The organism is Thiorhodococcus mannitoliphagus (assembly GCF_010915725.1).
Classification (GTDB): domain Bacteria; phylum Pseudomonadota; class Gammaproteobacteria; order Chromatiales; family Chromatiaceae; genus Thiorhodococcus; species Thiorhodococcus mannitoliphagus.
On the sequence record NZ_JAAIJR010000028.1, the window covers coordinates 1 to 12673 of the forward strand.

The 12673-nt window shown below is 65.1% G+C and carries 9 protein-coding genes and 1 pseudogene; 4 read left to right on the forward strand and 6 right to left on the reverse strand.

The window, feature by feature from the left end; genetic code table 11:
* Window positions 1–468 precede the first annotated feature (468 nt).
* Together G3480_RS08830 and brxD are read right to left on the reverse strand one after the other, a co-directional pair.
* Window positions 469–2616 carry a DEAD/DEAH box helicase gene (locus G3480_RS08830; RefSeq protein ID WP_240905703.1) on the reverse strand — a complete coding sequence of 716 codons (2148 nt, stop codon included), beginning with the start codon at window positions 2614–2616 and terminating at the stop codon, window positions 469–471.
* 120 nt (window positions 2617–2736) lie between these two features.
* Window positions 2737–4071 (reverse strand): BREX system ATP-binding protein BrxD, encoded by a 1335-nt coding sequence (brxD, locus tag G3480_RS08835; RefSeq protein WP_206171607.1) that lies wholly within the window; start codon window positions 4069–4071, stop codon window positions 2737–2739.
* Window positions 4072–4177: 106 nt separating this feature from the next.
* Here brxD and G3480_RS08840 point away from each other — a divergent pair, with 106 nt between their 5' ends.
* Together G3480_RS08840 and G3480_RS08845 are read left to right on the forward strand one after the other, a co-directional pair.
* Window positions 4178–4408 (forward strand): FitA-like ribbon-helix-helix domain-containing protein, encoded by a 231-nt coding sequence (locus G3480_RS08840; RefSeq protein WP_164653512.1) that lies wholly within the window; start codon window positions 4178–4180, stop codon window positions 4406–4408.
* Window positions 4405–4797 carry a PIN domain-containing protein gene (locus tag G3480_RS08845; protein WP_164653513.1) on the forward strand — a complete coding sequence of 131 codons (393 nt, stop codon included), beginning with the start codon at window positions 4405–4407 and terminating at the stop codon, window positions 4795–4797. Before G3480_RS08840 ends, G3480_RS08845 begins: the two co-directional genes overlap by 4 nt.
* 110 nt (window positions 4798–4907) lie before the next feature.
* On the opposite strand, the gene pglZ is transcribed toward G3480_RS08845, so the two are convergent.
* Window positions 4908–7652 (reverse strand): BREX-2 system phosphatase PglZ, encoded by a 2745-nt coding sequence (gene pglZ / locus G3480_RS08850; protein WP_164653514.1) that lies wholly within the window; start codon window positions 7650–7652, stop codon window positions 4908–4910.
* Window positions 7645–11307 carry a BREX-2 system ATPase PglY family protein gene (locus tag G3480_RS08855; RefSeq protein WP_164653515.1) on the reverse strand — a complete coding sequence of 1221 codons (3663 nt, stop codon included), beginning with the start codon at window positions 11305–11307 and terminating at the stop codon, window positions 7645–7647. The genes pglZ and G3480_RS08855 overlap by 8 nt, the downstream gene beginning before the upstream one ends.
* An 85-nt stretch (window positions 11308–11392) precedes the next feature.
* Between G3480_RS08855 and G3480_RS08860 the strand changes: the two genes are divergently transcribed.
* Complete coding sequence (locus tag G3480_RS08860) at window positions 11393–11638, forward strand: FitA-like ribbon-helix-helix domain-containing protein (RefSeq protein WP_164653516.1); 246 nt, start codon at window positions 11393–11395, stop codon at window positions 11636–11638.
* 2 nt (window positions 11639–11640) lie between these two features.
* Complete coding sequence (locus tag G3480_RS08865; RefSeq protein ID WP_164653517.1) at window positions 11641–12072, forward strand: PIN domain-containing protein; 432 nt, start codon at window positions 11641–11643, stop codon at window positions 12070–12072.
* On the opposite strand, the gene G3480_RS28280 is transcribed toward G3480_RS08865, so the two are convergent.
* Window positions 12044–12253, reverse strand: coding sequence for a hypothetical protein (locus tag G3480_RS28280; RefSeq protein ID WP_240905705.1), 210 nt, complete (start codon window positions 12251–12253; stop codon window positions 12044–12046). The genes G3480_RS08865 and G3480_RS28280 overlap by 29 nt on opposite strands.
* Window positions 12254–12648 (reverse strand): annotated as a pseudogene (locus tag G3480_RS29460) (Uma2 family endonuclease).
* Window positions 12649–12673 lie beyond the last annotated feature (25 nt).

Genomic DNA, 12673 nt, shown 5'->3' on the forward strand with positions numbered 1-12673 from the left:
GAGTTGTTCAATAGATTGAAATATAAATGGTTTATGGAAAATGAATAACGTTGGCTATTCTTAGCCTGACGGCTATGGGGCCAGGGGGGATTTCGGGCGGGATCGCTCGCATCGGGAAACAATTGATGAGCGCTTTCTTACTCTTAGAAAGTGTCCATCAACAGCTTCCCCCCCTTTCGCAAAGGGGGGCTAGGGGGGATTTCGGGCGGGATCGCTCGCATCGGGAAATAGTTGATGGGCGCTCTCTTAGCGGGCGGGGACAAGGGTTCGCAAGACCGCGACATTACAGCCCGTACACCGCAACAATCCAACCCCAAGGGGAGCGACATCTCCCCACGGGGAAGGTGTGTCTCCCCGATTGATCAAGGAGATCACACCATGAAACGCAGAACGCGACTCATATCGATCCCGCAGATTGTCCGCAATCAAAATTGGATCGGATCCTGGATGCATCCCGCCATACTCCCTTTACTCCTTCCTCTTTGCGCCGCAACACGATCGCGCAGGCGCTCGCATCCACAGCATCTCTAACGGCTGACCACGCAGCACCGCGACCGCCGTGGAACAGGCATAGCGCTCTGTGATCTCCATCACCCGCAACGCCTCCGGTAAGCATTCTCCGAACTTCAGCTCGGCGATGAAGTCTTCATCGAGCGGCAACCGGATCTCAGCGGCATCGCCCAAGACCTTCTCGCCGATCGCGCGTTTCAACGACTCCAGATCGACAGCACCACTGAAGCTGATGGCAAGGTTGTCGGCGATGACCTTGCTCGCCTCGCCCGAGAGGGCATCGGCGATTGCGGCATTCACAAGCCGACCCGCGAAGGTCCACCACGCCAGGCTGTCGGGCTCATAGGCAATCAGGAAAGTCTTATCGGGCTCCACCCAGTCGAAGACCTCGCGCAGGCCTTCCATGTGCTCCGCAGCACGGCGCGAAAAGGCGGCGGGCGGGTCTTCACGCGCCAAGACGCGAGCCACGGCCTGGCAGAGCGCGAAATGCAGCGGCTGACCGGCACTCAGCCACTGGGAGCGGCCACGTAGCTCGGTGGGCTCCACATAGGCCTTGCGGCGCGGCCAATCGACATATTTGGTGGCCCAGGAACGCCCCCCCAAACTGAGGACCGCAGCCCCCTCCTCTTTCACGATGAAGGTCGACTGATGGACCTCGCCGATCTCCTGGCGACCGTGAAAGACCTTGATCGAGGGCGGGCTGACGAAAACCGAGAACAGCTCCATGAAGTGCTTGGCACCGAACTGGCGCTCGCCCGATTGGCCGATGCCAAAGAGGCCCTGGTCGGCATGGAGGATCTCGGTCTGGTGCATGAAATCGAGGATCTGCTCCAACATGCCTAGCTCGACAGCCTCCAGCCCCGGCCTCCGACCCAGCCAGGCTGGCCAATCCGCCGCCGTGATGCCGGATTCCTGCAAGGCCAGGCCCATGATCTGTTGCGCGAAGAGATGCATGGGCAGCGGCGGCGGCTCGATCGGCTCGACGTAGCCTTCGCTCCACAACTGCAGCAGGGCGGCTGCGGGCAAGAAAGCCTCCTCCTTGGTGATGAGGAAGAGGCAGTTGCGCGGCGTTCCCGTGCGGCGGCCGGTCCGCCCGATCCGCTGCAAGAAAGACGAGACCCTACTCGGCGCATCGATCTGGATCATCCGATCCAGATCCCCGACGTCGATCCCCAGCTCCAGGGTGCTGGTCGCGACGATGACGCAATCCTGACCCTGACTGAAGGCCGCCTCGGCAGCTTGACGCTCATCCAGGCTGAGACAGCTATGCGAGACGAAGGTATAGACGCCCAAGGCCCGTAGCTCGATCGCCAGCTCCTCGACGCGCGCCCGGCTGTCGCAAAAGACGAGGCGCTTCTCGCCGCGATGAAGTCGGGAGATGACCAGTGCGGCGTTGCGCAGGTTGCCGACCCAATCGAGTTCGACCTCGGGTGCGGGTCCTGCGTCTGTTGGCGGATTGATCACGCGGCGCGGCTGGACCAGGCCGCCGGCCAGCCAGTCGCAGAGCTGCGCGGGATTGCCCACCGTCGCCGAGAGTCCCAGGCGCTGCAGCTCACGGCCCGCGATGCGACTGAGCCGCTCGAGCAGATACAGCAGATGCCAGCCACGGTCGTCGCCAGCGAAGGCGTGGACCTCGTCGATGATGACGCAACGCAGCTCGGCGAAGAGCCGCCAATGGTCGATCCGCCGCGAGATCAGCGTGACCTCCAGCGACTCGGGTGTCGTCAGGAGGATGTCGGGCGGATCCGTGACGAGCTTGGCCTTGCGCGCCGGGCTGACATCGCCATGCCAGAGTGCGACCCGCCGGCCGACCAACCCGGCATCCTGCGCGAGCCGTGGCTCAAGGTTGTTGAGCAGCGCCTTGATTGGGCAGATGTAGAGGACGCTAAGGCCGTTCCAAGGCTCGGTCAGCATCCGCGACAGCACGGGAAAGACCGCCGCTTCCGTCTTGCCGCCAGCGGTAGGCGCCAAGAGGATCGCATGCTCGCCGCTCAGGATGGGCGGGATGGACGCGGCCTGCAGCGGACGCAGCGACCGCCAACCGAGGCTGTTGACGATGTGATGCTGCAGCGCCGGGTGCAGCCGTTCGAAGGCGAATCCCCCCAACCCCCCTTTTTCAAAGGGGGGCTTTTCTCGCGAAAACCCAACCATCAGCGTCCTTCATCTTCCTTTTTCAAAGGGAGCCTTTCTCGCAAAACTCCAGTCATCAGCCTCTTTCACCCCCCTTTATGAAAGGGGGCCGGAGGGGATTAAATCCAGCTCAATGTCGTCCACACAGCGGGCGGAACGAGCCGCGCGCTCCACGGCCGTCAGCTCCTGATCGCCGACGGTGAGGGCGTAATGCCGACGCGGATCGAAGCCGGCGTACTGATCGACGCGATCGAGGACCTCACCGACCAGCTTCTTCAGAAACACCCGGGGCGCAATGCCGACCTTGCCGCCCAGAGCCCCGGTAACGGCCTGAGCGAGCGTCGCGACATAGGCATCGTCGACCACCTGCAGGAGGCGCGCCGACGCCCTGCCCTCTGCATAAAGATCCCGCACCTTGCGGCCCACCTCGCAAAGGGCCTCGACATCGAAGCCCTTGAGGCGAATCTGCACCGCGCGCGGATTGTCGAAGCGGGCGTCGGTCGCGAAGTCCACCGCGAGGCGCTGCGCCAGGGGCGGCAGGCGCTGCACGCCCATGGGGCCTTCGAAGAAGGGCGGCGTTCCGGTGATCACTAGATAGAGGCCAGGAAAGCGTCCGCTGTCGATCTCGTCCATGAGCTGTCGCAGGGCGTTCAGGCTCTTGTCACGCACGTCGCCGCGCATGCGCTGCAGGGTCTCGACCTCGTCGAGGACCAGGAGCAGCCCCGGGTGGCCAGAATCCTTGAGGATGGTCAGCACACCCTGCAGGAAGCTCAGGGCGCCAAAGTGGTCAATGTCCCCTTTGATGTTCGCAGAGCGCTTGATCTTGGCAGCAATGTTCGGCTGCCCCGCCATCCAGGCGAGCAGACCATCGGCAAAATCATCGCGCCCCTCCAGCAAGGCGCGACGATAGGCACGCAGCGTCAGCGCGAAGGCCGGCGCCGCGCGCACCACCGCGCCGAGGCGTTTTTCCATCAGCACGTCGGTGGCCTGCATCAAGGCTGGGAGGTCGTTGGGATCGACCTCGCCCTGGGCGATCACGTCCTCTTCGAGGGCGAAGAACCAGGCATCGACGACGTTACGAAAAGCCCCGGACGGCGAGTCGGCCGTCGTCAGCCGCTCCATCAGGCGGCGGTAGACGGTCTCCAGTCGGTGCAGCGGTGTCTCCGTCTCCGAGATCTGCACCTCGGCGCAGGCGAAGCCCAACCGGTGCGCGCGCTCGCGCAGCCAACGGGCGACGAAGGTCTTGCCGCTGCCATACTCTCCGCGCACGGCCTTGAACTGACCGCGACCGCAGGCGACGCGCTCGAGTTCGGCATCGAAGGCGGTCTCGAAGGGCGCCAGGCCCACGGCCAGCGCGTCCAGCCCGTACTGAGGCACCGTGCCGCGCCGCAGCGCGTCGATGATATCGGTCCTACGCTGATGGCTGATCATCACAGCCCCGCCCGAAGCAACCGGACTCCGATCACCGCGCTGGAGTCGCGAAGGTCATGACTGCTCGTCGATTGACATGCACTTAGCATGCAACTAGCTTAATCGCATGCCAAAGAATATCCAACTTCGTAACGTGCCGGACGACCTACACCGCCGGCTCAAGGCACGGGCGGCACTGGCGGGTCAATCCCTGTCCGAGTATCTGATCACTCAGGTCGAGGGACTGGTCGCGCGACCAACGCCACAAGAGCTCCAGGAGCGATTGAGCCGGCGCGAGCCCGTCTCGCCCAGCCGAAGGGCGGCAGAGGTTCTGCGCGAAGAACGAGACAGCGGGTGATCGTCGTCGACGCATCCGTCGTGATCGAGATGCTGCTGCGCACCCCTGGAAGCGAGGGACTCGCGGAGCGGTTGCTCGCCCCGAGTGCGCTGCTCAATGCGCCGCATCTACTCGATATCGAGGTCACCCTGGTCTTGCGCCGCTACGTCCGCCAGCGGGAGCTGACACCCACCCGTGCCGACGAAGCCCTGCAAGATCTCGCCGACCTGCCCGTCGAGCGCTGGTCGCATACCTTGCTGTTGCCGCGCATCTGGTCCTACCGCGACAACCTCTCGGCCTATGACGCGACCTATTTGGCATTGGCCGACGCGCTCGACTGCGGGGTCCTGACACGAGACAGCCGCTTCGCGGGCGCTCCGCCCTGTTCTGGACGAGTCGAGCTGGCTTGATTCCCTGCTTAAGAAAGTGTCCATCAACAACTTCCCCCCTTTCGCAAAGGGGGGCTAGGGGGGATTTCGGGCGGCATCGCTCGCAGCGGGAAATAATTGATGGGCGCTCTCTAAACTTCAAACTGCGTCTTCAATGAGTGCCGGTCGAGCCGAACCGTCTTAGACGCCCGATCGATCGACAAGACTGGATAGCCGTCGACATTCAGCAGCTTCTGCACGCCGGCCAGGAATCCATTCAGACGCAGCTCGGGAATACCGAGCCGCTGGGCCACGGTCGCGGACATTTGTTGGCCGCCCGCCGCATCGAGTTCTTCGAGGAGCGCGCGCAGCTGCGACTCGCTAACGCGCACCCGCCCGCTACGGGCCTTCATCTGGGCGTAGACCGGCGAGCGGAGCAGCGCCGCGATCCAATCGCCCTCCTCGTGCTCGGCCGGCGCCTGCTCGGCCAGCTGGGCGAAGAGGTCGAGTGTGTGCGCATCGCGTTTGGGCGATTTGCCTGGCTGCGGCGGGGATTCGGCTGCGTTGGGCACCTTGGGCACGCTGCGCTTTGCCCAACCTACAAGTTCCTGTTCTACGCAGGTGGCCGGTTGCGCGTCCACTGCCAGGTCCCACCACTCCGGCGTCTGGCGCGCCACCTCCCGCCAGCCAGTCAGCTCGCCCGAGTCGCCGGCGTTGCGATAGACACCGAAGGGCACCAAGACCTCCTGCGGCGAGCCGCCGCCGTGGTAGCCCATCTTCGCCGCCGCATAGCGAATGCGCTCGGACCAGGGCAGTACGATCGCATGACCCGGTGCCACCACGCGCTCGCCCGAGACCCTCAACTCGCCCTTCCCGACCGGCTCGGTCACGGGCTTGAAGCGCTGCGCCTCGCCAGTGCGCTTCACCAGCTTCATGTCGTGATCCAGCACATGGCCGTGATCGCTGGTGAGCATCACCAGCCGGCCGGACTCGCGCGCGGCCTCCAGGATCTGGCGCAGCAGACCAATGGACGCCACCGACCAGCGCACCGCCACCTGGGCGCCGCTGCTCAAGTGGTCATCCACCGCGTTGATCACCGCGCCCACGACCTTGTGATCCTGGCCCGCGATGACCTCGCGAACCCCTTCGGCCAGGCCACCACTACCCGCCTGCTGGAGATCGGCCTTGTGCAGCAGCAATGGCGGTTGCTTTGTGGCCACGCGTTTTAAGGCGGGATGCGCCGCAAACGCCTTCTTTTCATCGGCACCGACGCCCTCGCCCAGTGTGCCGGAGAGCAGCGCATAGCGACTGACCTGGGTGACGGTCGGCAAAGCGGCCATGAGGCAGCAGGGACCGGCCTGATCCACGGGCAGCAGCTCCACCCAGCCCTGGCGCAGCACATCCTGCGTTAGCTCGCGATAGACGGCGTGACTCATGCCATCCAGGACCAAGATGAGCACCCGCTGCTGCTTGGCCAGAGGTGCCACCAGTACATCCAACGCCCGCTCGATGGGCTGAATCCACGGACCAACCTGATCGCCGCGCGCGATCATCGGCAGAGACTCTGCAAAGTGCGCATTGAAGCGCTCACGCCGCGCCGACAGCTGGCTGACTAGCTTGGCGTAGACCCGACTCAGCGACTCCTGCGCATCGCCCGACCAGAGCCGGCTGCGCGCCCAGTCGAGATAGCCGCCGTTCGCGACATAGTCGTAGACCGCGTCCGGCAGGCTCGCGGGCCTGCCCTCCTCCGTCCGCAGCCAGCGGCAGGCCCGCACCGCGAGTGCAGCTGTAGCGAGCTGCTCGCCGCGCACCGTGGCAAGCCGATGACGGCGCAGTTCCGCCAGGGCGTCGAGCGCGGGCGCGATCGGCTTGCCGTAGAGCGCCGCCGTCAGCGACCTTGCGAGTCGATCGAGACGCTGACCAAAGGCCGCCGGCAGCAGGTCGGAGGCATCGGCCAGCGACAGCATGTCGAGACTGGCGAGAATCTGCTCCGCCTGATCGAAGGCCCCATTGAGCGTGCGATTGGCGCCGATGTTCGAATGACGCGTGATCGCGGCCACCGTTGCGTCGCCGTAGTCCTGCAAGGTCGTATCCGTGATGTCCGCGCCGCCAAGCAGGCGCTCACACAGGCGGCCGCGCGCCTGGAACAGCGCCTGGTCGGGCTTGAGTCCCGGACGATACAGCACTGAGCACACGAGCCCGATGGCGACCATCTCGCCCGCGTGGCCCTCCCGCCATAGGCTGAGGACCAGATCCGCCTGTTCGCAACCGGGGGCGCCGAGCGCCGGCCCGAGCCAGTCATCGAGATGTCCAGCCAGGGACTCAGGGAGTGCCGCCACCGCCGTTGCGGCATCTGCGCCGAGCGACCACTCCAAAAGCGCGTCCAGATCGAGCGTATCGCTCTTAAAATCCAACCAGGCCAAGGCCAGCGCACGCCACGCCTTATCGAGATCCAGCACCTCGCCGAATTGAATGCGCCCGCGATAGCGCTCGAAGCCCTCGATCAGAGCCTCGGCGATCCAGCGATAGGACTTGGCCGTCAGCCGTGGATCGATCTGGCGCACCCGCAACAGCTGCTCCAGGGTACGCCAGGGGCTGATGCGTTTGGGCTCGCAGCCCCAGAGCCGCGCCAGGACGTCCTTCGAGAGGCGCGTCTCGTCGAACGGGGTCAACATCACCAGGCGCTCATCGCCCGGCGTATGCGTGACCAACAGCTCGCGCATCGCCAGCTCGGACGGGCAGTAGACCAGACGCAGGCGCGTCTCAGAGGCTTGATGACGCCGCTCGCCGGGCGGGAGCGGATCGGGCCACAACAGCGCGATCCGGTCGGCCTCGGCGTCCTTAGCCAGAATCGCCTGGACCTGGGTCAGCACAGCGCTGGGGAGCGCATCAATCATCGGTGTTCCCAATGACCTGGTAGCTGATGTCTAGCGTCACACCATTGCGCAGCAATGGCTCGATCTCCTTCAGCACACGTCGAGCCTCGCGGACGTCCAAACCTTGGTGGTCGTCCTGCTTCAGCACCTTCCGCGTCTGTCCACGCCCAACTCCAGCCCCCTCTCCCACAAAGCCCCCCTTTCGAAAAGGGGGGTTGGGGGGATTTGGTCTCACCAGCTGTGTCGCATCCATCTGGGCCTGCTTCAACACCTCTGCGAGCGCAGTCACCAGCTCGTCCGCCGCCAGCGCCTCCGCCACGGCGTGCTTGATCCGCACACCGTCACCCGTGCCCCAGACGGCTTCGAGCAAAGCCCAGTTGTTGTCCGCCAGCGCATTGCTCACCCGGAGCGCCGCAATGATGCTGCGACCCAACGCCTGCAGACTAGTGACCGGCTTGAGCGCTGCCAGGGCCGCGACCAAATCAGGCCCCTCGCGTGACTGCAGATCCTCCAGCCATCGCACGGCGAGCTGGGCATTGGCCAGCCGGTTGCCGGTCGCCGCAAGCCCAAGCGCGTCGAGCTGTTTAGTCAGATCCTCGACCAGGGTGCGGCAGTCCTCCAGACGGGCATTGACCTCGGCCTGCACCTCTTTCTGCAGCGCATTCTGGTTGTTTGCCGTACGCAGGGCATTGACCGTCAGGCCGAACACGGCGCCAGCATGCTCCAGCGCCCGCTGCCAGGTCTCGGGCGCGGCCAGATCCTGCTTGATGAGTACCAGGTCGTCACGGATGTCCTTGAGGCTGACATCATCGAAGGGTCCGCCGTGGAAGGTGAAGGCGTACTGGCCATGCTCGACGAAGACCAGGATCAGCAGGTTCTGCACCGCCGTTGGCAGCCCTCGGGGGCGCGGATCGTCCATCGCCGCTCGCAGCGCCCGCACGGTCACATCGCCGCCCGCCTTGGCCAGGACGCGCGCCAGATGCTGCGGCCAATCCTCCTTGAAGATGAAGTGCCGCTCGTGCATCTCGCCGAGCTTCAGCGGCTGGGCGATCTGGCGCATCAGCGGCCGCAGCGGGCTGTCCACGTCGATGCGCCCGTGCGGGGCGTGAATGGCGCGGCGCAGCTCGGTGAAGACCTTGCCGAGATCGCTCGTCCTGACTTCCCCATCGAATTCAGGATGGTCCGGATACTGAAAGGCCAGCGCCTGCCCCAGCAGCTGCTCGAAGGCCTTCGCCATGGTGGTGCCGGCAGGCGGACGCGGCCTGAAGCCCGGCTGCAGCGACATGAGCTGGGACTCGAGCAGATCGGTATTGTCGAGCGAACCGGGCAGGTCTTGGGCCACGCCGTAGGCGCCCATCAGGGTGTCCTTGAGCTGCTGGCGCAACTGGCTGCGCTGGTTGTCGAGCAGGGTGCGGGCGCTGGCGCGGTCCTGCGGGCTCAGATGGCGGCTGTAGCGGTTGAAGCTGTCCTCGCTCTTGAGGATCTCCTCCAGCACGACGAGCTTGCCGAGGTTCTTCTGCGCGCTCTGGCTGAGGAAGTAGGGCAGCCAGCAAATCGTTCTGGCCTGCCCGCCGGCCGCCTCGAAGTCGCGCACCCGCGCCTGGGCATCGGTCGGGGAATGCGTCCCGGTGCCGAAGGGGAAGTCGATGATGACCTTCCACTGATCGTCGCGCGACTCGAAGACGCTGTCGTCGGTGATCCCGAGGATGCTCTGGAAGAGCACATCCACCCGCCGCCGGGTGCCGTGCCACAGCCACGCGTGCTCGACGAAGAGCTGGTTGTCGTCGCGGATGCCGAAGGCGTCGAAGACCATCTCCTTGACCAGCCGGCGGCGGTTGCCATCGTTGTCGTTGATGCGCGCCTGCTCGAGGATGCTCTCGGTATCCACGCCCGAGAGCTGCACGCCGATGGTCGGGTTGGCGTCCTCGGAGATCTTGATCTCCCCCACCTGCCCCGCCCACTTGCGGCACTTCTGCAGCACCGTCGCGGCCTCGCGTCCCGGGATGGGCGAACGGATGGTGCCGTGATTCAGCGCCGCGAGCTTGGTCGCGGTGAGCTGTTTGAAGCTCTCGACCTCCGGCACCAGCGCGGCCAGGACCAGGGTCTTGAGCAGGCGCAGGTCATTGTCGAACGCCTGCCGCTTGGGATCGTCCGCGGGCAGCTCACGCAGCGCCTGGAAGCCGATCTGATGCTCCATCTCCAGCACCGGGACCAGCTTGCGCTCGAACAGCAGCCGGGCGTTATCGAAGTGCTGTCGCATCTGCTCGGAGAAGGGCTCGGCCTCGGAGGCGATGACGTCATAGAGGTCGCCGACCGGGATGACGCGCCCCAGGGTCAGGGTCTCGCGCTGCTCGACCAGCAGCATCAGCATCACCTTGAGCGCCGTGCGCTCGCGCTGCAACGCCGAGGACAGGGCAACCAAGGCTTGCACCAGGGCCGGACTGAAGGGATAGAGGGCGCGGAACATGTCGCGGTCGCCCTGGCTGGTGAGCAGCAGGGTGAAGGCCTCCTCGCGCATCTTCTCGGTCTGGGCGAAGGCCGCCTCGATCTGACCCTGGGCCGCGGCGCTGACGGGCGCGAGGAGACGCCGCTGGGCGATCACCGGCAGGTTGCGGTCTTCGAGCGTGATCCTGTGGAAACGCCCCTCCCAGTATTTCAGCGAATCGCTCAGGATCTCCTGCTCGACCCCGCTGTACTGATCGCCCACGAACTCGCGCAGGTCGCGCTGGCGGGCGATGAAACTGATCACCGGCAGCTCGCGCGGGATGCCGGTCTCGACCAGCTTGACGACCTTCTGGATCTCCGAGTTGATGAAGTTTCGGTCGGACAGTCGGCTCGCGAGCCAGAGGATGAGTTCGTCGAGGAAGAGGATGACGGCGTCATAGCCGAGCGCCTTGGCGTGGCGCGTCATGACGCGCAGCCCTTCGTCGAACTCGATATAGCCGCCGCTCTGAGTGTTGGCGAGGTCGGCAAAGGACCGGAACAGGCCCCCGACCAGATCGCTGACCAACCGGTCACGGTCGTGCTCGCCCGCCTGCCCCGAGAGCACGGCCTCGAAGCTCAGGGCATCCCAACCGGTCGCGGCATCGCCCCAACCGTCTTCGCCTCCAGGGGCTCCACTCGCCGCGTTCAGCGCGGCGAAGAAGCGCTCATCCCCCATGTGACCCCGCATCCCCTGCGCATCCGCGAAGAGCCGCCCGCTCATATAAAAGCCTGGCACCGGCGCATCCGGGTGGAGCTTGTGGACGTGTCGTGCATAGCCGCCCAGCACCCCGGCCTCGATGCTCGCGGCACCGATCATGTGATAAGGCACCAACAGGATGTTGCGGCTCTGCATCCAGTCGCTGTGCTTGGCCACCGAGGCGGCCAGCTCCGGGATGGCACGGGCCTGGGCGTTGCCCCGCAACAAGAGGTTGAGCACCGCCATGAAGTGCGACTTACCCGTGCCGAAGCTGCCGTGCAGATAGGCGCCCTTGTTGCGGTTCTGCTGGCTTCCGACGGTACTCTTGACGAAGCTCAGGGCGTCCTCGAAACAGCGCGCGAGCTGCGGGGTGACGACATAGTCCTTGAGCGTCCGGTCGATGGCCTCGGCCTCCAGGCCGCTTGCCAGATTGAGCACGAAGTCCCCGCGCTGGACGCGCTCGGGGATATGGATGAGGTCTTTGATAAGCGTCATGCGTGATCCAGCCGTGTCGTCCGTTCGCCATCATGGCAAGCATTGCCTACAATGATAGCAAAGCAATCATTCTTGGGTGTTCATCATGGCGACCCTGACCATACGCAATCTGGACGAATCCTTGAAATCCGCCCTCCGGGTGACGGCGGCCCAGCATGGCGTCTCCATGGAAGAGGAGGCGCGCCGCATCCTGCGCCAGACGTTACAGCCAGCCACCCCAGCGCCGACGGGCTTGGGCCAGCGCCTCGCGCGCCGCTTTCAGGCCGTGGCGACCGACGAGTTGCCCATCCCGCCCCGCTCGGAGGCACGCACACCGCCATCCTGGGACTGACCGTGATCCTGCTCGACACCAACATCTTGTCCGAGTTGATGCGTCCGGCTCCCGCGCCGAACGTGATCGCCTGGTTGGACCGGCTGCCCGCCGACCGGGTCTGGTCGTGCGCCATCGTGCGTGCCGAGATCGAACTGGGGGTGGCGCGTCTGTCCGATGGTCAACGCAAACGAGGACTCCTCATGGCCGCGCGCGCCATGTTCGAGGAAGACTTCGCGGACCGCTGTCTGCCCTTCGACGAGTCCGCCGCCATCCGCTATGCCGCCATCGTCGACAGCCGACTCCGCCACGGTCGCCCGATCAGCGTCGAGGACGCGCAGATCGCGGCGATCGCCCTGACGCATCGACTGACACTGGCGACGCGCAATGGGCGCGATTTCGCGTCGATCGACGGGCTGGATGTCGTCAATCCATGGATGGAGCCGGCGGGCTGAGCGCAACCGCCTCTGCGGCTCCAAACACTAGCCGATCATAGATCTCGCGCACCGACAACCGGCAGTCGGGCATCTCCAGCTCGATGACGGCGTCCAGGTCGGCGTAGGCGCAGAGCAGCCAACGATCGTCCGGCTGGCGGGTGAAGACATCCACCGAGACCCGGTCCTGGGCGATCAGCAACTAATGACGCAGGCTCGGCAGCCGCCGGTAGTGCGCGAACTTGCCGCCGCGGTCATACCCCTCGGTCGAGGGCGAGAGCACCTCGGCGATCAGCACCGGATTGGTCAGCACATCGCGCCGCTCGTCATGGAAAACCGGCTCGCCGCACAGCACGCTGACATCCGGATAGGCGCAGACATCGGCGGTCTCGATACGGATGCGCATGTCGCTGGTGAGCACCCTGCAGGGCCATTGTCGAGTTGATTGCCCAGTCGTATGGTCAAATTGGCCGCGATCAGACTGTGCTCATAGCTCCCGCCGGTCATGGCGAAGACCTGCCCGGCAACGTATTCGTGCTGCACATCGATCGATTCACGCTCAACCGCCAGATAGTCCTCGAAGCGATACTCGGGCATGGGTTGTGTTTACATCTGCGTGATC